The organism is Saccharibacillus qingshengii (assembly GCF_013185195.1).
Taxonomy (GTDB): Bacteria; Bacillota; Bacilli; order Paenibacillales; family Paenibacillaceae; genus Saccharibacillus; species Saccharibacillus qingshengii.
The window spans coordinates 140,924-165,867 of record NZ_JAAZWC010000007.1; the positions used below are offsets into that span (position 1 = coordinate 140,924).

At 58.0% G+C, this 24,944-nt stretch carries 20 protein-coding genes; 9 read left to right on the top strand and 11 right to left on the bottom strand.

The genetic code is table 11. From position 1 onward, the window contains the following. Nucleotides 1-36 precede the first annotated feature (36 nt). Complete coding sequence (locus HRQ60_RS08485; RefSeq protein WP_172195328.1) at nucleotides 37-291, top strand: hypothetical protein; 255 nt, start codon at nucleotides 37-39, stop codon at nucleotides 289-291. A 118-nt stretch (nucleotides 292-409) separates the two neighbouring features. Further along, complete coding sequence (locus tag HRQ60_RS08490; protein ID WP_172195330.1) at nucleotides 410-1,558, top strand: SMI1/KNR4 family protein; 1,149 nt, start codon at nucleotides 410-412, stop codon at nucleotides 1,556-1,558. Between the two features lie 267 nt (nucleotides 1,559-1,825). On the opposite strand, the gene HRQ60_RS08495 is transcribed toward HRQ60_RS08490, so the two are convergent. After that, nucleotides 1,826-3,511, bottom strand: coding sequence for a methyl-accepting chemotaxis protein (locus HRQ60_RS08495; RefSeq protein ID WP_172195332.1), 1,686 nt, complete (start codon nucleotides 3,509-3,511; stop codon nucleotides 1,826-1,828). A 222-nt stretch (nucleotides 3,512-3,733) separates the two neighbouring features. Here HRQ60_RS08495 and HRQ60_RS08500 point away from each other — a divergent pair, with 222 nt between their 5' ends. Next, nucleotides 3,734-4,927 carry a M20 metallopeptidase family protein gene (locus tag HRQ60_RS08500; protein ID WP_172195334.1) on the top strand — a complete coding sequence of 398 codons (1,194 nt, stop codon included), beginning with the start codon at nucleotides 3,734-3,736 and terminating at the stop codon, nucleotides 4,925-4,927. Between the two features lie 130 nt (nucleotides 4,928-5,057). Here HRQ60_RS08500 and HRQ60_RS08505 read toward each other — a convergent pair whose 3' ends face one another. Beyond that, the gene (locus HRQ60_RS08505; RefSeq protein ID WP_172195336.1) at nucleotides 5,058-5,576 is read right to left on the bottom strand and encodes a GrpB family protein; all 519 of its coding nucleotides are present in this window, start codon (nucleotides 5,574-5,576) and stop codon (nucleotides 5,058-5,060) included. Nucleotides 5,577-5,702: 126 nt separating this feature from the next. Between HRQ60_RS08505 and HRQ60_RS08510 the strand changes: the two genes are divergently transcribed. Continuing rightward, nucleotides 5,703-6,941 (top strand): MFS transporter, encoded by a 1,239-nt coding sequence (locus HRQ60_RS08510; protein WP_172195338.1) that lies wholly within the window; start codon nucleotides 5,703-5,705, stop codon nucleotides 6,939-6,941. Nucleotides 6,942-6,978: 37 nt separating this feature from the next. Here HRQ60_RS08510 and HRQ60_RS08515 read toward each other — a convergent pair whose 3' ends face one another. Genes HRQ60_RS08515 through HRQ60_RS08525 form a run of 3 tightly spaced genes read right to left on the bottom strand, consistent with a single transcriptional unit; the run spans nucleotide 6,979 to nucleotide 11,498 of the window. Continuing rightward, nucleotides 6,979-8,232 carry an ABC transporter permease gene (locus HRQ60_RS08515; protein WP_172195340.1) on the bottom strand — a complete coding sequence of 418 codons (1,254 nt, stop codon included), beginning with the start codon at nucleotides 8,230-8,232 and terminating at the stop codon, nucleotides 6,979-6,981. Then, on the bottom strand, nucleotides 8,225-8,932 hold the full coding sequence (locus HRQ60_RS08520; protein ID WP_172195342.1) for an ABC transporter ATP-binding protein: 708 nt from the start codon (nucleotides 8,930-8,932) through the stop codon (nucleotides 8,225-8,227). Before HRQ60_RS08520 ends, HRQ60_RS08515 begins: the two co-directional genes overlap by 8 nt. After that, a complete protein-coding gene (locus HRQ60_RS08525; protein WP_172195344.1) occupies nucleotides 8,925-11,498 on the bottom strand; it encodes an HlyD family efflux transporter periplasmic adaptor subunit in 2,574 nt (857 codons plus the stop codon). The genes HRQ60_RS08520 and HRQ60_RS08525 overlap by 8 nt, the downstream gene beginning before the upstream one ends. 228 nt (nucleotides 11,499-11,726) lie before the next feature. Here HRQ60_RS08525 and HRQ60_RS08530 point away from each other — a divergent pair, with 228 nt between their 5' ends. Genes HRQ60_RS08530 through HRQ60_RS08545 form a run of 4 tightly spaced genes read left to right on the top strand, consistent with a single transcriptional unit; the run spans nucleotide 11,727 to nucleotide 15,371 of the window. Then, nucleotides 11,727-12,428 carry a response regulator gene (locus HRQ60_RS08530; RefSeq protein ID WP_172195346.1) on the top strand — a complete coding sequence of 234 codons (702 nt, stop codon included), beginning with the start codon at nucleotides 11,727-11,729 and terminating at the stop codon, nucleotides 12,426-12,428. After that, the gene (locus HRQ60_RS08535; protein ID WP_172195348.1) at nucleotides 12,421-13,737 is read left to right on the top strand and encodes a sensor histidine kinase; all 1,317 of its coding nucleotides are present in this window, start codon (nucleotides 12,421-12,423) and stop codon (nucleotides 13,735-13,737) included. Before HRQ60_RS08530 ends, HRQ60_RS08535 begins: the two co-directional genes overlap by 8 nt. Before the next feature lie 33 nt (nucleotides 13,738-13,770). Next, entirely contained in the window at nucleotides 13,771-14,493 is a 723-nt protein-coding gene (gene nfi / locus HRQ60_RS08540; RefSeq protein ID WP_172195350.1) for a deoxyribonuclease V, read from the top strand. Next, nucleotides 14,490-15,371 carry a hypothetical protein gene (locus HRQ60_RS08545; RefSeq protein WP_172195352.1) on the top strand — a complete coding sequence of 294 codons (882 nt, stop codon included), beginning with the start codon at nucleotides 14,490-14,492 and terminating at the stop codon, nucleotides 15,369-15,371. The genes nfi and HRQ60_RS08545 overlap by 4 nt, the downstream gene beginning before the upstream one ends. A 77-nt stretch (nucleotides 15,372-15,448) precedes the next feature. Here HRQ60_RS08545 and HRQ60_RS08550 read toward each other — a convergent pair whose 3' ends face one another. The 6 genes from HRQ60_RS08550 to HRQ60_RS08575 all read right to left on the bottom strand — a co-directional run bounded on the left by HRQ60_RS08550 (nucleotide 15,449) and on the right by HRQ60_RS08575 (nucleotide 24,283). Further along, on the bottom strand, nucleotides 15,449-16,735 hold the full coding sequence (locus HRQ60_RS08550) for an amino acid permease (RefSeq protein ID WP_172195427.1): 1,287 nt from the start codon (nucleotides 16,733-16,735) through the stop codon (nucleotides 15,449-15,451). Between the two features lie 322 nt (nucleotides 16,736-17,057). Then, nucleotides 17,058-17,609 carry an SUKH-4 family immunity protein gene (locus HRQ60_RS08555; RefSeq protein WP_246281239.1) on the bottom strand — a complete coding sequence of 184 codons (552 nt, stop codon included), beginning with the start codon at nucleotides 17,607-17,609 and terminating at the stop codon, nucleotides 17,058-17,060. A gap of 42 nt (nucleotides 17,610-17,651) precedes the next feature. Continuing rightward, on the bottom strand, nucleotides 17,652-18,176 hold the full coding sequence (locus HRQ60_RS08560) for a hypothetical protein (protein ID WP_172195356.1): 525 nt from the start codon (nucleotides 18,174-18,176) through the stop codon (nucleotides 17,652-17,654). A gap of 166 nt (nucleotides 18,177-18,342) precedes the next feature. Beyond that, a complete protein-coding gene (locus HRQ60_RS08565; protein ID WP_172195358.1) occupies nucleotides 18,343-19,248 on the bottom strand; it encodes a hypothetical protein in 906 nt (301 codons plus the stop codon). Nucleotides 19,249-19,586: 338 nt separating this feature from the next. After that, entirely contained in the window at nucleotides 19,587-22,967 is a 3,381-nt protein-coding gene (locus tag HRQ60_RS08570) for a beta-galactosidase (protein ID WP_172195360.1), read from the bottom strand. Continuing rightward, the gene (locus HRQ60_RS08575) at nucleotides 22,964-24,283 is read right to left on the bottom strand and encodes a glycoside hydrolase family 125 protein (protein ID WP_172195362.1); all 1,320 of its coding nucleotides are present in this window, start codon (nucleotides 24,281-24,283) and stop codon (nucleotides 22,964-22,966) included. Before HRQ60_RS08575 ends, HRQ60_RS08570 begins: the two co-directional genes overlap by 4 nt. A 310-nt stretch (nucleotides 24,284-24,593) precedes the next feature. Here HRQ60_RS08575 and HRQ60_RS08580 point away from each other — a divergent pair, with 310 nt between their 5' ends. Beyond that, entirely contained in the window at nucleotides 24,594-24,887 is a 294-nt protein-coding gene (locus HRQ60_RS08580; protein ID WP_172195364.1) for a hypothetical protein, read from the top strand. Nucleotides 24,888-24,944 lie beyond the last annotated feature (57 nt).

Consider the following 24,944-nt stretch of genomic DNA (forward strand, 5'->3'; position numbering starts at 1 on the left):
GATTCCTCTATCTTTATAAAAAGAAAGGACAACACAATGGAACTGCGTATCACGCAACAAAAATTCCAAGAGTGGATGGACGAATGGTCTTCCCTTATCTCTACATTGTCGGCTTATGAAACGGGAACAGGCGGCAGCGGAATAGTGACAAACTTGATTAATGATCCTGAAGAACTTATTCAAAATGCGGAGCTTCAGCTCGGCATCCTACTTCCCCGAGATCTGAAAGATCTAGTACCCTTTCAACTCTTAATCCGAGGTTTACGTTTTCCTGAAACGCACACGCTTTAGGTGCGATTCAGGGGAGCGTAACCTTACCTTTAGTGTTGACAAGGTACTAGCCCGTTTCGGTGCTTCCCAGGCAGACGTCTGCTGGAGCCTTCCGTCCACGGCTTTTGTGCCATTCGATATGTTCGAAGGCGATCTGGGTTGGAATCTGTCGGAGCTTGAGTTCCCGCTGTTCTTCGATGCAGACGGCGAAGAAACGGAGCAGCGTCGCTATCTGGCTTTTCATATGGCCGGCAACGGCGACCTGCTGCTGTTCGACCTGGAATCTTCCGGCTCGTCGGCCGTTGTATCCTGGTCGCACGAAGAAGATGAATTCCGGCTGCTCGCTCCAACGCTTCCGGAATTTATCGAACGGATTACCCGGCTCGGGCTGATCGGCGCCTGCGCCGATGCCTACGAACCTTTTCTCAGACCGGACGGATTGGAGCCCGATGGAGCCCACGGACGCAGATGGCGGGCCTGGCTGAGCGACTACGCGGAATTGAAATGGGAAAAGGTTCGGGACGATCTGCCGGCCGCGCTCGCTTTTGTCGAGATGCATGCTTCCGATGTGCAGTCTATGGCAGGATCCGGATCTCTTCTTACGGATCTTCATAACTCGGACCAGATCATTCGGGAATGGCTGCTTCGCAGCCGGGAGCCGCAGCCGGACAGCCATCATCGCAGAAGGCTGCTGCTGATCGGCGCTATGCTGCGCAGTGCAGCCGCGGATTGGGTGCGCTCGATTTGGACCGCGGCCAGAAAAAAGATCAATGATGCTGAACGTCCGTTGGACGCCAGCCAACCGAATGTCCTGCCCCCGGGCCTCGACGATCAGGTGCTTCACCGACTGGCGGCACTGTGTCTGCCGGAGAGCGAAGGTCTGCCGCTCGTACTGCGCGATCTCGAGGCGAAGGCGGCAGCTTCGGAGCGGCGCATGCAGCCGCCGACCTATTCGCTGACGCCGTTCCGCAGCCGCCGGGTCATCCGGTGGATGGAACCTCATGTCGCGTTTCCATTCAGCGGCTGGGATGAGCTTCTCGCCGCCTCCCGGCCGCAGGCGGAAGACCTGATCCGCTGGCTGCAGGGCGCCGACGCGCAGCGTATGGCGGCCATCTCCGCGATCAGCCGCCTGCCCGAAGGGGAACTGCCGGCTCTGCTCGCCAGGCCGAACAGCGAACCGGAGCGCGCGGAGCTGCTCCGGCTGCTGAACACCCTGCACGCCGGCGCCGTGCTGCGCAAAGAAAAAGCGGCGATCCTCGAAGCGATCGCCGCGGTTTCAAACACCTGATCTTCAGCCGCTGAAAAGGGCCGCCACAACGGCGGCCCTCAGGCTGTCGAGAAAGTCCTATTCGTTTAGTAAGCTCGTCGGCTGCGGGAGAAATTCGTTCCGGTCGCGTGTTGAAATCGGGAAAAAGGATTGGATTTTAGCGGAATTTTCCCGATTTCAAAGGCGAACACTATCGTTCCTTCACTGAATTTCTCCCTCCGCCTCTTCGCTTCTCTCGGAATCATACTTTCTCGACACGTTGAGGGCCGCCACAACGGCGGCCCTTTTTTACACCTTGAACCGTGAGACCAGCGTCTGCAGTTCTTCGGCCAGGCGATTCAGCGAAGAGGCGCCGTGCAGCATTTCTTCGCTCGCGGCAAGCTGCTCTTCGGTGGCCGCCGCGATCTCCTGCGTGCCTCCGGAAATTTCGCTGGTGCCTTCGCTGACCCGCTGCATCGAATGCGAGACTTCCGCGAAGCCCGCGTGGATCCGCTCGGTCGAAGCCGCCATCGCGCCGGTGCGGCCCGAGACTTCTCCGATTGACTCGAGAATGCCCACGAACTGGCTGGCGCCGTGCCGCGTAGCGTCTGCGCCTTCGTGAACTTTGCGTTTCACTTCATGCATCATATCCATCGCCGCGTGCGTTTCCCGCTGAATACTGACGATCAGCTCGCGGATTTCGCGGGTCGACCCTCCGGATTGATCGGCCAGTTTCTTGACTTCTCCGGCGACGACGGCAAATCCCCGTCCCGATTCGCCGGCCCGTGCCGCTTCGATCGAAGCATTGAGGGACAGCAGATGGGTTTGCGCCGAGATCTCGTCGATCATCGAAGCGATCGAATCGATCTGCGACGCATGAACGGCCAACTGCCGGATCCGTTCGTCCGCGTCGCCGACAGCGGAATCGATTTCCGTCATTTGGTCGGCGATCCGGATCACGGCACGTTCGCCTTCATCCGCCTGGCGGCTCATTTCCTGCGAGAAAGAAGCGACTGCGGCTGTCGAAGACGCAATTTCCGTAATCTGTTCCAGCGCATCGTGCGCCGATGCCGTACTGCGACCGGTGATCTGTGCCTGTTCGCCCGAACGCTCGGCAATCTGCTGCATGGCTGCCGCAACCTGGTGCGAAGTCGATTTGGACTGCTCCGCGCTGGCGGAGAACTGCTCGGAAGCCGCGCCCAGCTGTTCGGATGCATCCCCCACCCGCTGCATCATATCGCGCAGCGAGCCGACAAAACGGTTAAAGCTGCCGGCCAGTTCGCCGAATTCGTCTTTCTGCCGAAGTTCGATCGTACGGGTCAGATCGGCATCCCCTTCGGCGATTCCGCTCATCTGACGGTTAAGCAGGGTGAGAGGTTTCATGATGGAACGCAGCAGCCAGAAACCGAGCGCCAGGCCGATAATCGCCGAAGCGATAACGCTGTAGAACAGAATGTTTTGACTGACATCCGCTTCGCGGCGGTTCTTGTCTTCAAGCGCCGCAACTTCGGCATCCAGGCGTTCGACGAAGGTATTGACGGCGGGATCGACCTGTTCTTTGCGCAGGGTGCGCTCTTCGCCGAAATGCAGCTCTTGGGCCTGCTCGATCTGCCCCTGTTCGACAAACTGGACAACCTGCTGGTTGAGTACGATCAGCTCGCTCAGCTCACTGCCGATTTTTTGCAGCGACTCAAGGTCCTGCCCGGCCAATTTTTTCGATTCATCCGCCAACAGCTTTTCCAATTCGGCCGTCTTTTCCTGGATGCCTTCGGCAAATTCCGTGTCGCCTGTCAGCAGGTAGCCGCGTTCGTCGTTGGCAAATCCGGTCATTCGATATTGAAGCTGCTTTAGGAACTTTTGCATTTCCAGCTTCTCTTCGAGAAAACCGCTGTTCGTCATCCCTTTTTCGATTGAAACCAGAGACAGTACACCGCTTCCGACCAGTACCGCGACCAGCAGCAGGATAATGGAGAATAATTTCGTTCGGACTTTCATATGACATCCCACTTTCCGGTTGATTTTGGATATTCGTTTTAAAAATGGCACGTCCTTCTCGATCTACCGTTTTATTATCGGCAGAAAAATGCGTTTTTTGATACTTTTTGTCGAAAAAAGTCGTAGATTTGACGCTTTTTTTGGAAAGTGATAGTTTGGTAGACATATCAGGGCGGTATAGTATGTTTTATCATTCGATAAGATCCGGGAGGAACCCAAGCCATGACTTTACAAACCCAAGAAACGTGGATCCGGCAGCTCGAGAACGAATACGAACAGATCGTGCAGTGGCGCCGCCATATGCATGCCCATCCGGAGCTTTCTTTCCAGGAAACGCAGACGGCCCAATTTATCGCGGATACGCTTGAAAGCTTCGGCTACCGGGTGCGTACCGGCGTAGGCGGCAACGGCATCCTGGCGGATCTTGCAGGAGCGAATCCAGGACCTTCGATCGCTTTCCGCGCGGACTTCGACGCCCTTCCGATCGAAGAAGAAAACGACGTCCCCTACAAATCGAATAACCCCGGCGTGATGCATGCCTGCGGACACGACGGACATACCTCGACACTGCTCGGAGTCGCCAAAGTGCTGGCCGGACGCCGGAGCGAACTCCATGGAAGCCTGCGCTTTATTTTCCAGCATGCCGAAGAAAAACTGCCGGGGGGCGCCATCGCCATGATCGAAGACGGAGCGCTCGAAGGCATCGATGAAGTCTACGGGGCACATCTGGCAAGCTATATGCCGCTCGGCAAACTGTCCGTTTCTTCCGGACCGTCGATGGCGGCAGTCGATTCGTTCGACATTACGGTGCAGGGTAAAGGCGGTCACGGTGCCAAGCCGCACCAGACGGTCGATGCGATCGTCGTCGGCAGCCAGCTCGTCACCTCGCTTCAGCATATCGTCGCCCGGCATATCAATCCGCTGCATCCCGCGGTCGTCACTGTAGGCGTGTTCCGGGCCGGTTCGGCATTCAACGTGATCGCCGACAAAGCCAAGATCGAAGGCACCGTGCGCAGCTTCGATCCCGAAGTGCGCAGGCAGCTCGAACGCGATATCCGCGATATGGTGCACGGCATCACGCTGGCCGAACATGCCACTTACGAGCTGGATTACGTCAACGGCTATCCGGCGCTCGTCAATCCGCCGGAGCAGGCGGAGCAGGTGCGCGATATCTTCGTACGGACATTCGGCGAAGAAGCGCTGTATGGCCTCGACGCTTCGATGGGTGCGGAAGACTTCGCCTATTATCTCCAGCATCGCCCGGGCCATTTCTTCAACGTCGGTTCGCAGAACGACAGCGAAGACACCGCGTTCCCGCATCATCACCCCCGCTTCGATATCGACGAGCGCGCTCTGCTGGTCGCGGGTCAAGCGTTTCTTGCCATCGCGGCGGACAAGCTGCTGGGCAAGTCATAATTCCCCACGCCTTCGCAGCATCCGTACCGATTCCTGCGCGGAGAGCGCGAAGCAAATACGCCGATCAAAAAGAGAGCAGGAGAACCGCCATGTCACCGGCGGCTTCCCTGCTCTCTTTTTCGGCTGCGGTTTAGACGCCGGTACGGCGCAGAATGTCCTGCACAAACGCCGACTTCCCTTCCACATAAGCGTCGATATCCGTTCGGTGCGCCTGGGCCAGCTTGCGCTTGATCCGGGCGTATTCGTCCCGCGCTTCGTCATGTCCCCGCAGGTAATCGCGCAGCGCGATATGTTCCAGGTATCCCCGGCCCTCCGGCGGACAGACATACAGATGATAGTTCATGAAGCCGAAATCCCGCGTCGGACGAAAAGCTTCCCTTCCTGCGATGCCCAGATTCCCTTGATGTTCGAACCCCTGGGCTGCCAGACGTTCGATCGCTTCCGGCAGCCTGTCGGCACTTGTCAGGACGGCATCCAGGTCGAGGATCGGTTTGGCCGCCAATCCTTCGACCGAAGTGCTGCCCACATGCTCGATGCCGATCAGCAGATCCCCCATCCATTGCTTTACCGCCGCGGCAATTCTGGCAAACTCCTGCGGCCAGGCCGGATCGTACGAAGCGACTTGTATGAAGGGTGTACGTTCAGCCATGTCGGTTCCTCCCCAACTTTTTTGGTGTTCGGCTATTTTTTTCTTTTCCTCTATAGTAACCTATATTTTAGCAGGATCGAAAACGCTTTAATCTTTTTCATTTTACGACACCGGAGGAAGTATCGCATGGCAAGAACGTTTTTCCCGAAGCTCCGCGGCAACAGTCGGGGCTGTCTGGCTTTCGAGCCTTTTTTCCTGATTCCGTACAGTATGGTAGCCACCTATGCGACGCTCTACATGTACGAGCTGGGCGTGACCGAGACGAACATCGGCTGGATTACGACGCTCGGACTGCTGGTTCAGGTGATGGCGGCGTTTATGAGCGGGTATCTGACCGACAGACTGGGCCGCAAACGCGCGATTCTGATCTTCGACGTGCTCAGTTGGAGCGTGGCGATGCTGATCTTCGCTTTTTCGCAGAATGTCTGGTTCTTCGTGATCGCGACCTTCATCAACGGCCTGCAGCGGGTGCCGCATGTCGCTTTCTACTGTCTGATCGTGGAAGATACGCCGCCCAAAGACCGCACTTACGTGTTCACGCTGCTGCAGATCATCGGGGTCGTAGGCGGTCTGTTCGCTCCGCTCGGCGGTCTGCTGGTCAAGCATTACGGATTGGTCGACGGTACGCGGATCATGTACGTGATGTGTTCCGTGCTGATGACGTTCCAGTTTATCGGACGCCATCTGACGACGAAGGAAACGGAAATGGGCTATCGCAAGATGAAAGAAACGAAAGAACTCGGACTCAAGGCCAGTCTGATCGACTACAGCAGCGCGATCCGCGATCTGTTCGCCAGCCGCAGCCTGATGCTGATCTTCGTCGTCTACATTCTGTTCAACTTCCAGATGACGCTCAAGACCACCTATTTGTCGCTGTATCTGGCCGACTATCTGCATGTGGACAGCGGATTGATCTCGCTCGTTCCGGCCGTGTCTTCGATCATCATGCTGCTTGCGCTCTGGTTTATCATGCCGAAGATCCGGGCGGAAAAAGAAACCCTCTCGATGATGGCCGGTTTCGCACTGTCCGTCCTGTCGAATGTAATGCTCGTGCTGTGGCCGACCTCAAGCCTGCTCTGGATCGGCCTCAGTACCGTACTTGCCGCCGTCGGCTTGATGATCAGCTCGCCGTATCTCGAAGCGGCCGTCCAGAATGCGATCGACGACGAGAAGCGCGCCAAAGTCTTCTCCATGCTGTCGGTCGTTATTCTGCTCTTGACCTCGCCGGCCGGCATCGTCGGCGGCTGGGCCTATACGCTTGACCCCCGCATTCCGATCTGGATCATTACGGCATCGTTTGCGGCGGCATTCGTATTCCTGATGATTTATCTGAACCGCACCCGAAAAAGCGGTTTGGCGCTCTAAACGCAAAAGGAGGAGACCCCGGGGTCTCCTCCTTTTTTTATTCATAACGCAGAGCGTCGATCGGATTCAACCGCGCCGCTTTGTTCGCCGGATAGTAGCCGAAGAAAATACCGATAAACATCGAGAACATCACCGTACCCAGGATCACGTAAACCGGCAGTTCAAACGGCGCGCCTACAAGAGCGGAACCGGCAAATCCCAATCCCAGTCCGAGCACGATTCCGATCAGCCCGCCCATAACCGAGAGCATGACCGCTTCCGCCACGAACTGCAGCCGAATATGCGAATCCTGCGCGCCCAGCGCTTTGCGGACCCCGATCTCGTGCGTTCGCTCCGTTACGGATACCAGCATAATGTTCATGACGCCGATTCCTCCGACCAGCAGCGCAATGCCCGCAATGGCGGCAATCGCAAGCGACAGGCTGTTCATGACCGAATTGGTGGATTCCAGCTCGCTCTTCATATTATAGGCGTAGCCTTCCCATTCTTTGTTGTTCGCATACAGCTCGCCCAGATAGGCACTCAGCTTCTCCGTAAAAAGAGTAAGGTCGGTGCCTGCACGGGGAATCACGGTAAGCGACATGAAATTTTTGTAGGGCATATCCTTTTTGGCACGGCTGACCGGGATATAAGCGCCGGTCTCAAGCTCGGAACCCGGGGCCGTGACGCCCTGCACACCGGACTGCACATACTGATACACGCCGATGACCGTGAATTCTTTGATCGCTTTCTCGGTATAGATGACGATACGGCTGCCGATCGCCGAATCGATCGAGCCGTATATCGCTTCGGCGGTCCGATCCGAGACGACAACGACGCTGCGTGCCGCTTCGATATCCGCCTCGCGGATATACCGCCCCCGGACCAGATTGACTTTGTTCGCTTGGGCGTAACCGAAGTTGACTCCGGTCAACGATACGCTGCTGGTTTTGCGGCCCAGGCGAGCTTTGCCGCGTCCCGCTTCGTCGGACAAGGAAAGCGTCTCGATCTCGGGAAACTTCTGCATCAGCGTCTCGATCTGCGCCGTGGAAAGCCTATCGGAATCTTTGGGTACTTTGACCGAATTCGGATCGTAAGAAGCCGCTCCGTCCGAGCGCGCCTGAATACCCAGCGTTACATTATTGATGCCCAATTCGGCGAATTGGCTGGTGACCGAAGCCGTCAGGGCATTGCCGACCGAAATGATGGCAATCACCGAAGAAATCCCGATAATGATCCCCAGCATAGTGAGAAAAGAACGCATTTTGTTGGCACGCAGACTTTCCAGCGAAAGCAGCAGGTTCTCAACCATCGGCGGAACCTCCCGCACGGCTGCCGGCTTCGTCGGAGACGATCCGTCCATCCTTGATCGTAATGACGCGCGGGCACAGTTCCGCCAGTTCGGCGGAGTGCGTAATAAAGACGATGGTCTTCTTCTCTTCCCGGTGGATTCTCAGAAAAATGTCCATGACCCGATGGCCGGTCTTCGAATCCAAGGCTCCCGTAGGTTCGTCCGCCAGCAGAATATCGGGGTCGTTCGCCAGTGCGCGGGCAATCGCAACCCGCTGCTTCTGGCCGCCGGACAGCTCGTTGGGATAATGGTTCATCCGCTCGCCCATGTCCATCATATCCAGCAGTTTCTTGGCCCGGAGACTGCGCGGCGATTTTTTGATTCCGGCGTATACCATCGGCAGTTCCACATTTTTCAGGGCGCTGCTGCGCGGAATCAGATTGAACGATTGAAAAATAAAACCGATTTTGTGATTGCGAACCGAAGCGAGCTGACTGCGGTTCAGATGCTGGATCGGAGTCCCGTCCAGTTCGTATTCCCCGCCGCTCGGCTGGTCGAGCGCTCCGATGATATTCATCAAGGTCGACTTACCGGAACCGGACTGGCCGACGATGGCAACAAATTCTCCCGCCTTAATGCTCAGATCGATCCCGCCCAGCACCGTAATTTCATTGGGCGTACCCGTGAAATAACGTTTGGTCAGATTGCGCATCTCAATCATCGAACATCACGCCCCCCTGCGATCCGGGCGAAACCGCCGTCGGCGGGGCCGCTTCGCTGGCGTCTGCGACCACCGCCATTCCCGGCGACAGCGCGGGCGATTGAATCTCTGTCAGGATATCGTTCTGCAGTCCGGTCCGGACAGGGATTTCCTGCAGCGTATCGCCGGCTGCCACATAGACGCTCTCCTCGCCGCCTTCTGTCTTCACCGCTTCCAGAGGGACCGTAAATACCTCTTTCCTGCTGTCCACGACAATATTGATCCGGGCGTTCATCCCGATCCGGATTCGGGGATCGGCTTCAAGGATCTCAAGGTTGGCCGCGAATTGTACCGTCGTATTGGCCGGCGCTTCTTCCGTACTGTTCTTGACCGCGGAAGCTCCGACGTCTATCACGCGGGCTTTGAATTCTTGTTCGCCGGTTCCTTCCGTCTTGATCAGGGCCTGCTGGCCGGCTTTGAGGGAACCGATATCCGACTCGCCGATCGAAGCCGAGATCTGGAGGCGGGATGTATCTTCGATCGTAAACATCAATCCGGCTGCAAATTGATCCACGGCCGCATGCTGGAAAGTGACCGTACCGGCGATCGGAGCTTTGATTACGGTATCTTGCAGCTGTTTTTGCAGCTTATCCAGCGCAACCTGCTGCAGTTCGATCCCGAGCTTTGCCGCTTCGTCCGTTTTGGAGCCGGCAATCTGAAGATTCAATTCCGCGGCGGCGTACCCGTTCTCGGCCCGTTTGAGAGCGGCGGCGGCCGAAGCGAAGGCATCGCTTTGATTCTTGAGCGAACTTTCGTAGCCGATCTCCGATTTCGCGAGCGTCTCCCGGGCGGCGGCCAGCGTATCTTTGGCTCCGTTTGCGACGCTTGCGTACGTTTGCTTGGCTTTGTCCCGCACATCCTGCGCGGCGATCAAGGCGTCCTTGGTTGTGCCAACCGCAGCTTTATAAGCTTGTTTGGCTTTATCCAGCGTATCCCCGGCCGCCGTGAACGATTCCTGCGTGCCGCCAAGGGCATTCTCGTAAGCCTGTTTGCTTTTTTCCAGCGTATCCCCGGCATTGACCCGCGCTTCCCGGGCCGTCTCGAGCGCCTGTTCATAGGCTTGTCCGGCTTTCTCCCAGGCGTCTTTGGCGTTGATGGCGGCTTCCGCCGTGCCTTTGACGGCCGTATCGTAGCCCAGGCGAGCGCGTTCGACGGCAAGCCGGGCCTGCTCAAGCGATTCCGCCGAACCCTCCACAGACTGCTGGTAGTCGAGATTGGCCTGTTTGACCGCATCTTGGGCCGCCTTGACCGTCTCGGCCTGTGTCTGGTTCGCCGCCGATACGCCCGCCTGCTTCTCGCTTAAGGCCGAGACCGCTTGATCCACCCGGTCTTGGAGAGCCGGATCGCCGTCGGGATTCTCCGCGGTCCGGCTTGCTTCATACCGCGCCAGGGCGGAGCGGTAATCCCGCTCTGCGTTCTGCACGTCGACCAAAGCCTGGTTCACCCGGGAACCCGATCCGTTTTGCGTCTGATTCAGCGTTTCGACCGCGCTGTTGTAGCGGCTTAACGCCGCCTGTTCGCTTAACGGCTTGCCTGCTTGCAGCTGTGCGTACTTTTGGGACGCGGCATCCAGTTCCAATTTTGCCGTTTGAACCGCCGGCGTCTGCTGGGGCTGCGCCTGGATCTCGCTGTACAGACGTTCCGCCACCGCAAACTCTTTTTGCGCCGCGCGTACGGCCGCCGTCGAATCTCCCTGGGCGGTCAGTTGGTCGTACGTCCGCTGGGCGATCTCCATTTCTTTGCGGGCGGACAGAATCCCGTTTCCGGATAAGCCTTCGGTTTGATTTTTCAACAGATCGTACTGGCGCTGCGCCATATCCAATTCCTTCTGCGCGGAGACGACCGCCTGATCCGCCCCCTGATCCACTTTGGCTTTGAGCGTATCGTACTGGCGCTGCGCAATGTCCAGATCCTGCTTCGCCGACAGAACGGCGGTGCCAGACTTCCCGTCCAGCTGCTGCTGACCGAGCTGCAGCTGTCTGCGCGCGGTCTCAAGGTCGGCCAGAGCCGACAATACGGCGGGACCCGGCTTTTGCTCGGCCTGCGCTTTGGTGTCCCGGTAGAGCAGACGCGCCGTTTCCACTTCAATCCCGGCCGTTTTCAGGCTTCCTTCGGCTTCGGCAATCGCATTTTTTTGATCTTTGCCGGTGCCGCTTCGCATCTCTTTGGCGTTTGCCAGATTCAGTTCGGCCGATTTGATATCCTGGACCAGTTCGTCGGAGGCCAGCGCCGCCAGTTTTTGCCCGGCTTTGACCACATCGCCTTCCGCGACCTTGACTTCCGTCAGTTTTAACGAAGAAGGCGCGTAGACATTCCGGCTGTTTTGGCTTCGGACGACGCCCGAGACCAACAGCGGACGGACAATTTCTCCTTTCGCCAGCGATACCGTCTGCATCGTCTGCACAGACCCTTCTTCGGAACCCTTATCGTTCAACAGGAAGGCCCATCCCCCCCATACACCCAAACCGATGGCAAGCAGCAGAACGATGATCCATTTTCGTGCGCCTTTTTTTCTAAGCAGATTCATTTCGATGCTGTCCCTTCTTGTTCATGATCGAATCCATACCTTTCCGAAATTACTTGAATATTCTTAAGAACCGCTTAGCTCAATTCTTAAAAATTCTTAAGCGGACGCCGAAAAGGCAGGTTGAGGAGGAACGGGAGTGAGTCCTGCGCTATAAAAAAGCCCGGATTTCATGTAACATAAGTTGTAGAATTGTCAAAAGAAAACAGCTCTGCTGATGGAGGAAGTCCGGTGAACGATTCCAAAACCATTTTGATCGCCGACGACAACAGCGAAATCCGCGAGATTGTCCGGGTTCTGCTGGAAAGCGAAAATTACGAGGTGCTTGAAGCGGTAGACGGCGAAGATGCGGTAAACCAGGTGGATGAGCATATCGATCTGATTATCCTCGACATCATGATGCCCAAGAAGTCCGGTTTCAAAGCCTGCATAGAGATCCGGCAAAAAACGAGCGCTCCTATTTTGTTTTTGACGGCCAAAACGCAGGATTCGGATAAATACATGGCTTTCTCCGCAGGGAGCGACGATTATTTGTCCAAGCCTTTCTCCTATACGGAACTGGTGTACCGGGTGAAAGCCCTGCTCAGACGCTATTACGTGTATCAGGGCAAAGAAAAAACGGAAGAACCCGCGGAGCGGATCCATATTCAAGACTTGACGATCAATCCGGAGTCCCGCGAAGTCTTTATCCGGGAACAAGAAATTCAGCTGACCGAGATCGAATACCAGCTGCTTCTCTTGATGGCCCGGAATCGAAGAAAGATTTTCTCGGCGCAGAATCTGTACGAAAGCGTCTGGGAAGAACCTTACTTTTACAGCTGCACCAATACCGTCATGGTTCATATCCGCAATTTGAGAAAAAAGACGGAAGCCGACCCGCAGACGCCCAAGCTGATCCAAACCGTCTGGGGAAAGGGGTACCGGATTGAATAAATTCTCGTTTGGCCTGAAGCTGAAAGTCCAGCTGATTGCCGCCTTGCTATTGGCCACCGTGATGTCCGTGCTGTTCTATGCAGCGACCCAGTATGCCGGAGACGAGCTGCTCAACCGGTATTTCACCGAATCTTCGTTCGAGAGCAGCCAGAACCGGAAAACGGCTGCCCAGCTGTCGGCCTATGTCGCGGAAAATCACTTGAGGATTCAGGACGCGGAGCGGATCTCCGAGTGGGTCGACGACAAGAAATATGTCCGGGTGTACATCTACCGCGCCCAGAACCTTATCTACTCTTCCGACGGTTACGATCCGGGAGAGGACGGGCGGTTCGCCGCTCCGCTTATGCCGGAGGACTCCCTTTTCGATGTTTCTTTTTTGGACGGAGAAACGCGGGTGTTTGTGGAATCGTTTTTCGAATACCGGTACTACAATATCGTGACTTTTTCTTGTTTGGCTCTTTCGTTCGCTTTGTTCCTGCTGTTCATGGTGCTGGTGATCCACCGCAAAACTTCCTATATCGAAGTACTCGAGAACGAGATCCAAATTCTTGAAGGCGGCAATTTGGAGTATCCCATTACGATCAGAGGCCAGGACGAATTGTCTTCCCTCGCTCGAAGCGTCAATGAAATGCGGAAATCTTTTATCGAACGGCTCGCCAACGAAGAAGAAGCCAAAAACGCCAACAACGAGCTGGTAACCGCGATGTCGCACGACCTGCGCACCCCGCTTACGGCGCTAATCGGCTATCTGGATATTCTCAAACACCGCAAATACAAAACCGAAGAACAGTTCACCCGATACCTTGCCAACAGCAAGGATAACGCTTATCAGATCAAGCATCTGTCCGATCAGTTATTCGAATATTTTACTTTTGCCCATCATCCGAACGAACTTCCCGAACGGCAAACGTATAACGGGATCCAGCTGATCGATCAGTCGATCGGGATTCATTCCCCTCTGCTGGTGAACGAAGGATTTCAAATCGTGTTCACCCCCTGCCCGATTCCGTTTGCGCTGAATATTCATGTCCTGTCTATTCAGAGAGTATTCGGCAATTTGTTCACCAATATTATCAAATACGCCGACAAGTCCGAACCGGTCAAGATTCAATGCTCGCTGCGCGAGGAAAAACTGCAGATCGAGATCGAAAATGCGATTGATCCCGATGCCGATACCACCTGCAGTACCGGGATCGGCATCAAAGTTTGCGAGAAAATCATTCAAAACCACGGAGGAAGCTTCGAAGTCGCCCGTACGGAGCGAACGTACCGGGTACGCTTTTCTCTCGACGCTCTCTTGGAAGACTGACCTTTACGCTACATAAGGACTGGAGGATTCCCTGTGCACCCGATTCTCGATCATCCCTGGAACCTGAACGAAGCAGAAGCCGTCCGGCTGCAGCTCGAACTGGCGTCCCAAGTCTCTCTGCGCGATCCCGATCCGTTCAACGTGCGTTATGCCGCAGGCGTCGATGTCGCTTACGACAAAGACGATGACCGGCTGGCTGCGGCGGTAGTCGTGCTGGACGCCGATACGCTGGAAGTTGTCGAGACGGCTTCGGCTTCCGGTTCTCCCGCTTTTCCTTATATCCCCGGCTTGTTCTCGTTCCGGGAACTGCCTCCCGTACTGGAGGCATTCGCGCGCCTACAGCGGCGGCCCGATCTGATCGTCTGCGACGGTCAGGGCATCGCGCATCCCCGGCGATTCGGACTGGCCAGCCATCTGGGTCTGCTGCTTGGCACGCCGTCAATCGGCTGCGGCAAAACCCGGCTGGTCGGCGAATACGAGGAACCGCAGGCCGAGCGCACTTCCGCTTCGCCGCTGCTGGACGGCGGCGAGCTTGTCGGTTATGCTCTGCGTACGCAGACCGGCGTCAAACCGGTATTCGTCTCGCCCGGCCATCTCCTCTCGCCGGAGACGGCCTGCCAATGGATCTTGAAGCTTGCCCCGCGTTACCGTCTGCCGGAGACGACCCGGCAGGCGGATCAGCTTGTACGCAGAGAATTGGCGGCCGATCCGGCCGCCGCCCACCCAACCCTGCCGGCCAAAGGAGCGACGAAATGACCTTTATCGACCCCGGTTACAAGAAACGCACAGCCCTCTACAAAAAGCTCTATGCCTACAATAACGGCACGTACGACCCCAAGCTTGGCACGACTCATTTTGACGAGTCCGTGTTGTCCGCCGAAGAAAAAGCGTTCATGCAGGAGATCGGCTGGAAAGCCAACGAGATGATCGTATTGGAACACAACGAGATGATCGCGCGAATCACCGAGTTGGGCCAGGACGAACGGTTGTCGGACGCGCGTCTGACCGGCGAATTTGTCGCCGCCGTCGGCGGCAGCTATCGGCGCGGAGCGAACGGACCGGTCGCGCTGCGTTTCGCCAGGCTGATTCCGCCGCACGACTACCGACCGGCGCGCAGGATTCTCTCCTGCGGCGTCTGCGGCCATGGCGAACATTCGCTGAACCGGTCCATCGCGCTGTCGCGGATCCGCGAATCGCTCTGGCTCGGCTACCGCTGGCATTCGCCCGAAGGGGTCTATGCCGACTTGAGCGAGCGCGTCGAACTGCCGCAGGTCGATCCGACCGAGGAAGATGCAGCCGCGCTTAAGCGTCTGCTCGAAGCGCTGTCGCGCGCCGAGCCGGACGAAACGCCGGGCAAACTGGAGAAACGGCTCAGTGCGGAAAAGGTACTGCGCGGCAACGGCGGCACGCGGCGCAGCCTGCTCGACGTCCTATCGGAACTCGGCGTAATCCCGAATATGGGGCTGCGGATCGAGCCGGAGCACTGGATCGACTACGAAGATATGGTCGAAGCCGGCATGGAACTCGACACGACGCAGGGCCGCTCCGATCTGGAGATGCCTTGGGCCGGTTGGCGCGGGCATCTCGGCGTGGATTGGGACCGGGCGAGAGTCTGTTTCGGCGAGTATCTGTGAAAATTTATGCACGCAAAAAACCTGCCGCGACTTCGATCGCCGGCAGGCTTTTTCCGTTGTGTATAGAGGGGAAAAGGTTACGATTTCTTGAATTTGAATATCGACCAGACGATCAGCAGCACCAGCACGCCGATACATACTCCGATGCTGAGGCGGTTCTGCGGGTCGAACAGGAATCCGGCCGCGATAACGGCAAGAATGACCGCTGTCGCTCCCGTGATATACGGGTAACCCCAGATACGGAATGTCGGCGCTTTGGGATAGCTCGGACGCAGCTTGAGCTGGGCCAGACAGATCGAACCCCAGACGACCAGCACGACAAAGCCCGGCACGGCCAGCAGGAACGAGAACAGGCTGTTGCCCATGAAGAAAGCCGCAAGCGCGCCCAGGACCAGCACCGCCGCACACAAACGCAGGCTGCCGACCGGAACCCCCTGAGGCGTCGTCGTTCCGAGACTTTTAGGCGCTTCGCCGGCTGCCGCCATCGAATGCAGCATCCGCGTCGCTCCGTAGATACTGGAATTCGCCGCAGACAGCACCGCCGTTACCAGAATAAAGTTGATGATATGCGCGGCGCCGCTCAAGCCTGTCGCTTCCAGCACCTGTACGAACGGACTGTTCTGCCCCGCCAGCTGGTTCCACGGAATCAATCCGCAAATGACCAGGATCGGCAGCGTATAGAACAGCACGACGCGCACGATAAAGCTCTTGACCACACGCGGCATGACTTTCTCCGCGTCTTTGGCTTCGGTCAATGTCAGACCGATCAGTTCGGAACCGCCGTACGAGAACATGACGACCAGCAGGGCGGAGAACACCGACAGCCAGCCGTTCGGCAGAAACCCTCCGTGCGCCGTATAATTCGTCAATCCCGGAGCTTCGTCGCTTGCACCCGGAATCAGACCGAACAGCAGCCCCGCACCGAGGATGACAAACACCACGATCATGGCGATCTTGATCCCCGCCAACCAGAATTCCGTTTCCCCGAACGTCTCGACGCTCATCCGGTTGATGCCGAGAATCACTGCGGCGCTGGCGAGACTGAGCACCCACAGCGGCACGCCGGGCATCCAGTACTGCAAAAACGAGCCGGCTGCCGTCACTTCGATCACGCAGACGGTCAGCATCAGGAACGCGTACAGCCAGCCTACGATAAATGCCGGCCGGGGACCGAATGCCTGCCGGACAAAATCTTTCATATTGCGGTTCGGGTAGACGCTCGCAAGTTCCGCGATCGCGCCCATGACGACCAGCAGCAGCAGGCCGCCGAACAGATACGTCAAGACAACGCCCGGCCCCGCCAGGCCAATCGTCTCGGCGCTTCCTTTGAAGATTCCCGTTCCGATGACGCCGCCCATCGCCATAAAGCTGATATGCCGGGGCAGCAGTTTTTTCTGAAGCTTGTCGCCTTCCGGCTTGTTGACAGATTCCACGTGATGTTCCTCCGATTCTCTGATGCAGTGATGCAGACCCGCGTTCGCGAGACGCACACTCTATCCTACAATAAAAAACGCGAATCCGCATCGGATCGCGCAAAAAATCACCGAACGGACGCAAACCGTCCGTCGGTGAAGGATTCTCTTCCCGAACAAACCATCAGTCGATATCGTAAATGAACCCTGTCCCTTTTTCTCGTCTGGTGTGAGCTGCATAAAGGCCGCTATTTTACTATGTACCTCCGAGTACTCAGCGCTGCAGGCGTTCTTCCACTTCCTGCCGCCAGAACGTCCCCTGCGCGAACGCCGCCGGATCGATCCGGCCGAATTCCCGCACGACCCATTTCAGCGTGTCCGGAGGGATCTCGTTTTCCAGAAAAGCGTCCGGTCCGTTCTCGCGAATCGTTCGCTGCACCAGCTCCGCGTAGACCAGCAGAAATTCCGCGAACTGCGGCACCGACGAGTTGATGAACCATTCGGTGCCGCCTTGTTCCATCCGGATACAGACCACCTGCGAGCTGCCGGCCTTGAGGCAGACCGGATCGCCGTATCCCGTCGTTCCGAGCAGCCAGTAGGCCGAATATTCTTTCGGCATGCCGAAAGCCGTCTTCAGGTCGGACAATGTGCCTTCACCGGAACGGAATTCCAGATACGGAGCAGAGTCGCCGGGCAGTCCGGCCTCGATCAGGAATCGCCGGGCTTCTTCGGTCAGCGGTACCGCTTCCAGCGCCTCGGCATCGAACCGCAGCAGCGGCCCGTCGAGTTCCGTATTCCAAACCGCGTTAAATTGTTCCGGTTCCATCGTCACGTCCGCCACCTCCATCCTTCCGCTTTCCGTCACTCTCTAATGCCGCGTACAGACGCGATTTCCGCCAATCTCTTCCCCGCGCATCAGCACTTCTGTGAAGAGATCCACTTTTTCCGTGTACAGTTCCGGCTGCGCCCGTTTGATCTCCAGCACCGTATTCGCCGCCCGGCGCACGATCCTGGCGGGAATGCCGCGCAGCGCCGTACCATAATATTCGATATACGGAGCATCGGGCCGATCCGAATCGAGCAGCATCCGGTGCAGCCGGATCGCCCAGCCTTCGGCGCGGGGGAACAGACCCGGGATCCCCAGCGCCAGATAATGCATACTTTCTTCGATCCCGCATCGTTCCGAAATATAAAAAATCGTCTCGAGCAGATCCCCCGCCGCGCTCGGTTCGATCACGTCGTCTTCCAGCATCCGGCACAAATCCGCAATCACATCCGCCGAAGCTTTCTCGCACAGTTCGTTCAATATATCCGTAAACCGTTCCAGATCGTCGTCGTTTCCGTTCAGATCCCGCATCCGGTACAGCTCTTCAAGCAATTTTCGGTCCGGCAAGTCGATCGCCTCCGCTTCTGTCTGAATTTCTCCGCGCATGTATAACATACCCCATCCGGCGGCAAGCAAAAACCGTGCCTGGTGGCACGGCTTGTTTCAAATCGGGTCCGGCGAACGAAACGCACACCGGGCTGCGGCTTTCGACGATCGACGGATAAGCGGATGTTCAGTCGGCAAGCGTCGAGATCGAAGCGTAGACAAGCGGTCCGAACGTCTCGGATTCCGTACCCGAAGGCATGTGGATTTCGACTTGGTACCCTTTGTTTTGCGTTTCCCAAAGTCCGAATTGGCCGGTGCCGTTATCGCCTTCCGCCGACATGAACAAGCGCGAAGCCGACAAGGCGGCCGGGATATTCGCTCCTTTGAGCTCGGCGGCTTTGCCGTAGTCTTTGAGCGCGGTCTGTCCTTCTTTACGCAGGCCCGCCAGTCCGTAGCCCTTGGCGAGCGGCGTGATCGTCGCGTAGTAATCCGGGTTGTCCGCCATCGTCAGCAGATTCTTCTCGGCATCGAACTTCAGGCCTTTCATCGCGTAAAAAGCGTACCCGTACCCTTCCTGCAGGCTGCCCGTTACGGAATCCGTCGAAGAAGCTCCGGCCACTTCGAACGATTCGGTTTTGGGACGGTCCGCTCCCGCGCCTTTTTTGCCCTGTTTGGCTTTGTCGGCCGGTTTGATGTCCGCAGCCGCCGCTCCGGCATCGCTTGACGCGCCGCCTTTGGAATCGGTGTTCTTGGAGTCGGCAGAGCCGGGAGCTGCCGCTTCCGGCTTCTTGTCGTCCGCGGAATCGCCTGCAGCCGTTTTGCCGTCGGCTGCCGTGTCAGCGGACGCTTTGTCGCCCGAAGCCGCTTCTTCCTTCGTGTCCGCAGCAGCGGTCTTGTCGCCTTCCTTGTCGTCTGCCGCCGCTTCGTCGGCCGGCGCTGTCGCCGGTTCCTCGATACCTTCTTGGCCCGAAGTCGCGGCCGTTCCGGCCGGTTCGGTCTGAGCGGCGGGTTCGGATTCGCTGCCGCAGGCCGCCAGAGCACCGCTCAGCAGCAGTACACCGAGCAGGCTCGCCGCACGAGTGTAAGTTTTCATGCTTCATGCACCTCCTGTTGAAAATAGACGCGGACTTCTGCCGAAAAGTTCCAACAAAAAATCCCCTGCGTCGCACTTTCTCCAATTAACCCTTACATGGCGGCGTGACTCAGAAAGCAGGCAAAACGACGGCTCTCCATATAGGCACAGCACGGACGGAGCGCCTTTTCCCGCATTAATCCGCATTAACCCGCATTAAAAAGACGCGTTTTCCGGATGGGAAAACGCGTCAGAATCTGTATGAAGTCGGTTTTGGCGGAAGACGGCTGCGATCCGCAAAGTCCGAAAGTCTTGAGGAATCCGCCGATGCCCGGAAGGCTGCCCGCCTGTTTGCGTACCTACTCCCCGATTTCGATCTCCACTTCGTGCGGCCGGTAGACTGCCGTAACCGCGCCCGAAGCGTCCACCGCGAACAGCACGGAACGTTCGCTCTCGAGCATGAAATCGTACACTTTGCCGCTCGCGCGGTCACGCACCTTGATCTCGGTGTCCCAGGCGTATTCGGATACGAATACGTACAGGCTGCCGGCCGCAAAGTTCAGCTTGCGGCCGTACACGCCGGCGAGTTCCCCGCCGGCCAGCCAGTCCAGGTCGTCGACGACGCCGGCCTGCTTCGCGGCGTAGCGGTACAGTTCGGCGATCGGCTCGTCGCCCGATCCGAGCTCGAGCGGCAGCGGGCTCCAGATCAAGCGCCCTTTGCCGTTCGGCACGTCGAGTACCGCGTCCGCCCGGCCTTCGGCGTCGGCCGGCACTTCCTTGAGCGTCTCCGCGATGCGGCGTCCGCCGAACGAGACCGGCAGGCGTCTGCCGTCAAGCTCCAGCATCTCTTCTCGCCGCACGTTCGACAGCGTGCGGATGCCGAGCAGTTTGTCCGCGCGGTCGGACTCGTGCCAGTAGGCGTCGAGTCCGGCCGGGCCGGTAATGACAAGCGTCGCCTGCGTCGACTTGGCGATGCGCAGCAGCTTCTTCATCGAATCCTCGTCCATGTTGTGCGGACTCGGCAGCAGGATCAGCTTGGCCGGATGGGACTTGAGGCTGTCGAGCCGGTATTCGGACACGGCCCGGAAAGGCAGCTTGAGTCCGTACGTCAGCACCCGCGTCAGCCGGTTCGTGCTCTCGACCGCGAACGAGCGGTTCGAGAAATCGTTCGAATACGGGAACACGGCGGCTACTTCTTCCAGGCGGCGTCCCTGGAACAGGTCGCGGACCTGCGCCATGAAGCTTCCGAAATCGTACGAGACGTCGGCTTCGGGCTTCTCCGTACCGTCGGCGCGCAGCGCGCCGATATGCGATTCGTTGGCATTATCCATATAGAAATTGGTATTCCAGATCCACTGGATGGCACCCGCGCCGCCTGTCGAGAAGGCGTACGCGTATTTGCGTTCCAGGAAATTGCGCAGCTCGGCTTCGCTGCGCTTCGCCCGGCCGTCCGGCGTCTCCACGTACATGATGCCGGTCTCCTGGATCACGTTCGGCTTGTCCGGCGTCTTGGTGAACACGCCGTCCCAGACGAGGCTGTCGTTCAGCCACCACGAATGAACCGTCGTGTAATCGACGGCATCTTCGTAGAACAGCGGCGACGGACGCTGCGCGCCGAGCGCTTCGTCCTGCCCGACGGTCACGAGATGGCCCGGGACCAACTGCTTGATCGACGACGTCAGCTCGGCCGCCCAGGCGCTGTGCATCTCGACCGAGAACAGCGAATAATCGAGCCAGCGCGTGCCTTTTTTGCCTTTGTGCATATCCTGCACGTCGAAATTGATGTCGGCGAACTCCGGCACGGCCGCCGCTTCGAACGAAGGCAGCTCGGCCGGCGTCATGTTCCAGTGTTCGCGCAGCTCGTGAATCGAACCGTGACGGTTCTTGAGCCAGGTCACGAAAGCAGCCCGCTCGTATTCGTCATGCAGCGAACGCGGTCCGTTCGAGAAGATCTGCAGCGGATCGAACATCGAAGGTTCGTTGATCAGATCCCAATCGACATGCGTCGTCCGCGTATGGCGGCTGACGATCGAGCGGATAAAGCGCTTCTGCGCTTCGACGCTCTGCGGGTCCAGATACGGATTCGTGCCTTCCCACGTCTCCGGGGTGAACGAGAAGAACGTGAACGTCACGTGCAGCTTATGCTTCGCCGCCGTCAGCAGGAACGCGTCGATCGCGCGCAGCACTTCTTCGGACGCATGTCCGTCGACCTGCATCACGTTGCGGTACGCGGTCCAGATGCCGGTCCGAATCCAGTTGATGCCGGCATTCGCCATCGCCGCCATGTCGCGGTCCCAGACGGCCGCGTTCGGCAGGAACAAGAATTTGCGCGCGACGTCCGACGTCATATACGTCATGCCGACGATCGGCAGCGGACGTCCGTCCTGAACGAAATAATCGCGGTTCGCCGAGATCGGACTGCCGGAAGAGAGCAGATCCTCGTCCTGTCCCCAGAAGCCCTGCTTCAATACGCGCACTTCGCCCGCCGGCGATTCGGCGATACATGTGACGAGGTACAGTCCCGGCTGTACGTCGAACGTCAGCGGAATATTCAGCGTGGTCCAGTCGTACGTGACCGGCGCCGCGATCTCGCGCGCGAACACTTCCGAACCGTCCGGCGCCGCGACGCTCAAACGGAATGTCCAGGTGTGGGGCGAAGCCTGCGCTCCGGTATTTTCCGCGGTGGTCTGCGCAGCGGCAGCCTGAGTTCCGTCCGTCGATACCGTCCCTTCTCCGCCCGCGCCGGATTTAGCAATCCGCTCGACTTTGCCGCCGGTAATCAGCCGGCCGACGTCTTCCTGCCCCGCAAAAGCCGGCAGATTCGCCGGCAGCCCGGCGCGCCGGATGATCTGCGCGCGCAGCGTCAGCCGCGCTCGCTCGCCCGGCTCGTAGACCGCGCTGCGGGTCGCAAGCGACAGCTCCGCGGTCTCCCGGGCGCAGAACGCGGCCCAGCGGGCCAGCGCTTCAAGCCCCTGCCCTTCGGACAGCGACGCCGTCAGCGGACGGTTCACGAAGATCCAGCGCGAGCCGGCGAAGGCGCCGCGCACCTGCTCCCACAGCACGACCGGCGCCGCGATCGGCCGGTCCGACGCGTCGTACGCCCGCAGCAGCGGCGTGATGAACGTGCTCATCGTGCCCGCCGAGCCCATCTGCTCCGGCAGATCGGCGTCGCGGGTCGTATGCGGCACCAGATTCCAGGTGCCGACGCTTGCTCCGGGCGAGTCCGCGCCCGGTTCGGAGCCCGCAGCGGAGCCCGGCTCCGCGCCGGCTGCTCCGCCGAACAGGATCTCGTCGCCGCGCAGCAGCGGCCGCTCCGGCGAAGCTTCCAGGCGGACCGCCCGGGAAGCGTCCACCGGCAGCGCTTCATGGATATGCAGCTGCTGGTGATAGCCGGTCTGCTCCGGGCCGATCCGCCAGCGGCCGCTTTCCTGACGTACCGGACGCTTGAACGGCGCGCCGCCGACGCTCAGCAGGCCGCCGCCTTTTTGGAGAAACTTCAGGATGCTGCTCCAGGCGCTCTCCGGGAAATACGGCGCATGCAGATTGACCAATACGCCGTTTCCGTCGCCGCAGCGATCGTTCAAGGCGTCGCCGAGATCGGCCGCGCTCGTCACGACGCCGTACGCGCTTAGTTCTTTCAGTCCCGGCAGCGGGCCGGAAGCGGGAAAGCTCGGATCGCGGAAAAAGATCAATCGTCCGTTCACCGGCTCCGCCGCTTTTTTTAAATAAGTTTCACTCACAGGATGCCCTCCTTCATCGATTTGTACACAAGCTGCGAGAACAGGCTGTTCGACCAGGCGAACCATTTGCGCGTAAACACCGTCGGGTCGTCCACATGGAAGCCTTCGTGCATATAGCCGGTGTCCGCGTCCGTATTCTCCAGCATGGCGATCAACTCAAGCTTCTCCTCCTTGCTCTGCGCCGTCAAGCCCTGCATCGAAAGCGCCATATGCCAGACGTAATTCGGCGGGGTGTGCGGACTGCCGATTCCTTTTGCCGCTGTGCCTTCGTAATAGAACGGATTTTCTTTGCTCAATGCGAAACGCCGCGTATTCTGGTAGATCGGATCGTCGGCGCTCGTGTAACCCAGATAAGGAATCGACATAAGGCCCGGCGTGCCGGCGTCGTCCATCAGGCAGTGGTTGCCGAAGCCGTCTGTCTCGTACGCATAGATCGGCCCGAACTCCGGATGGCGATACACGCCGTACAGCGCGATGCCCCGGTCGATTTCCTGCTCCAATTTTTGGAGTTCGCGCACATAATCCTGATCCCGGAAAATCCATTCGAAAAACTCCTGCATCTGGCGCAGCGCCACGACCGCAAACATATTGCCCGGGATGTTGTAATGGAAATCGCACGCGTCGTCGCTTGAGCGGAAGCCGGACCAGACCATCCCCGTGTAGTTGACCGGCATGCCGAGCCCTTTGTTTTGCAGCGTGTCGTGCGCAATGCCGTTATCGCGGCCGAAACGGTACGGAGACTGCTCCATATGATACTGCTCGGTGCGGAACACCTTGACGATCTCTTCCATCGCGATGCGGAAATCTTCGTCGAAAATGTCTGTCAATTCCGTTTCCTTCCAATAAAGGTAAGCCAGACGCACGACGAAGCAGAGCGAGTCGATCTCGAACTTGCGCTCCCATACCCACGGGGACATCTCGGTGCCGTCGTTTTTGTTCCAGTGCCAATCGTTGGCCGATTCGTTGAACGCGTTGGCATAAGGATCGATCCGCACGTACTGCACATGGCGCTTGATCAGCCCGCCGATGATCCGCTGGAGATCCTTGTCTTCTTTGGCAAAAGGAATATAATGCACGACCTGCTCGACCGAGTCCCGCAGCCAGCTGGCCGGAATATCGCCGGTGATGACGAACGTCGTCCCGTCGTCCATCAGCTTGGTCGTCGTCTCGAGCGTGTTCGGAAAACAGTTCTTGAACAGCTGCAGCAGCTTGGGACGGTGCGCCAGTTCTTTGTCCGCCTCGTCCAGCACGGCCTGCACCGCCTGCGGCAGTTCGAATTTGGGCATCGGGATTTTGGGAAGTCTGAATTGTTCCAAGAGAATCGCTCCTTTTTGGGAAAAGATTGAAGGTGCTCGTGCGATTTATGCGACTTGCGTGTTCGTTCGAATTGTCTGCTATTTTGCGCGAATTGCCTGCTGCTTGATTCTTAGTGCTTTCCGCTTTGCGATTCCTGCTTTCTGCTTCTTGCTTCCTGCTTCCTGCTTTGCGACTCTTCCTAGGGAATGTGGTCTTTTTGACCACATTTTCCGCTTGAAAGCTCTTTTTTTATCAAAATGTTGCTTTTATGAACACATTTTGGGCAAAAAAAGCGAAAATCGGCGAGGATGCGCTTAAAATGTTGACTTTATGATCACATTTATGCGAATCCGGCCTTTTTTCCGGCAAAATGTTGTCTTTTCGATCACATTTGCCGGATTTGAGTTTGATTTTTGCTGGCTCGATTTGATTTGGTTTGGTTCGGTATTGATTTGCCTTGATCCGATCCGATTTGATTCTATCCGGTTCAATCCGGTTTACTCTGCTCGATTCGCCGAATTCGCTGACCGATACCCGGCCGCTCCAACCCAAAACCGGCGCGCCGCAGCAACCGGCTCGGCCGTCAAAACGGCTGTCGGATTACTGCGGGGCGCCGGCGGTTGAAGAGGAAGGACCGAAACGAAAGAACCGAAGTCAACGCAAGCCGCAAGTCCGGTCCGA

Coding starts and splice junctions, on each gene's coding strand:
- HRQ60_RS08505 (WP_172195336.1), bottom strand. CDS start 5,576: ATGGCTGAACGTACACCCTTCATACAAGTCGCTTCGTACGATCCGGCC.
- HRQ60_RS08525 (WP_172195344.1), bottom strand. CDS start 11,498: ATGAATCTGCTTAGAAAAAAAGGCGCACGAAAATGGATCATCGTTCTG.
- HRQ60_RS08500 (WP_172195334.1), top strand. CDS start 3,734: ATGACTTTACAAACCCAAGAAACGTGGATCCGGCAGCTCGAGAACGAA.
- HRQ60_RS08485 (WP_172195328.1), top strand. CDS start 37: ATGGAACTGCGTATCACGCAACAAAAATTCCAAGAGTGGATGGACGAA.
- HRQ60_RS08555 (WP_246281239.1), bottom strand. CDS start 17,609: ATGGAACCGGAACAATTTAACGCGGTTTGGAATACGGAACTCGACGGG.
- HRQ60_RS08495 (WP_172195332.1), bottom strand. CDS start 3,511: ATGAAAGTCCGAACGAAATTATTCTCCATTATCCTGCTGCTGGTCGCG.
- HRQ60_RS08580 (WP_172195364.1), top strand. CDS start 24,594: ATGATCACATTTATGCGAATCCGGCCTTTTTTCCGGCAAAATGTTGTC.
- HRQ60_RS08565 (WP_172195358.1), bottom strand. CDS start 19,248: ATGAAAACTTACACTCGTGCGGCGAGCCTGCTCGGTGTACTGCTGCTG.
- HRQ60_RS08490 (WP_172195330.1), top strand. CDS start 410: ATGTTCGAAGGCGATCTGGGTTGGAATCTGTCGGAGCTTGAGTTCCCG.
- HRQ60_RS08550 (WP_172195427.1), bottom strand. CDS start 16,735: ATGGCGATGGGCGGCGTCATCGGAACGGGAATCTTCAAAGGAAGCGCC.
- HRQ60_RS08510 (WP_172195338.1), top strand. CDS start 5,703: ATGGCAAGAACGTTTTTCCCGAAGCTCCGCGGCAACAGTCGGGGCTGT.
- HRQ60_RS08520 (WP_172195342.1), bottom strand. CDS start 8,932: ATGATTGAGATGCGCAATCTGACCAAACGTTATTTCACGGGTACGCCC.
- HRQ60_RS08545 (WP_172195352.1), top strand. CDS start 14,490: ATGACCTTTATCGACCCCGGTTACAAGAAACGCACAGCCCTCTACAAA.
- HRQ60_RS08515 (WP_172195340.1), bottom strand. CDS start 8,232: ATGGTTGAGAACCTGCTGCTTTCGCTGGAAAGTCTGCGTGCCAACAAA.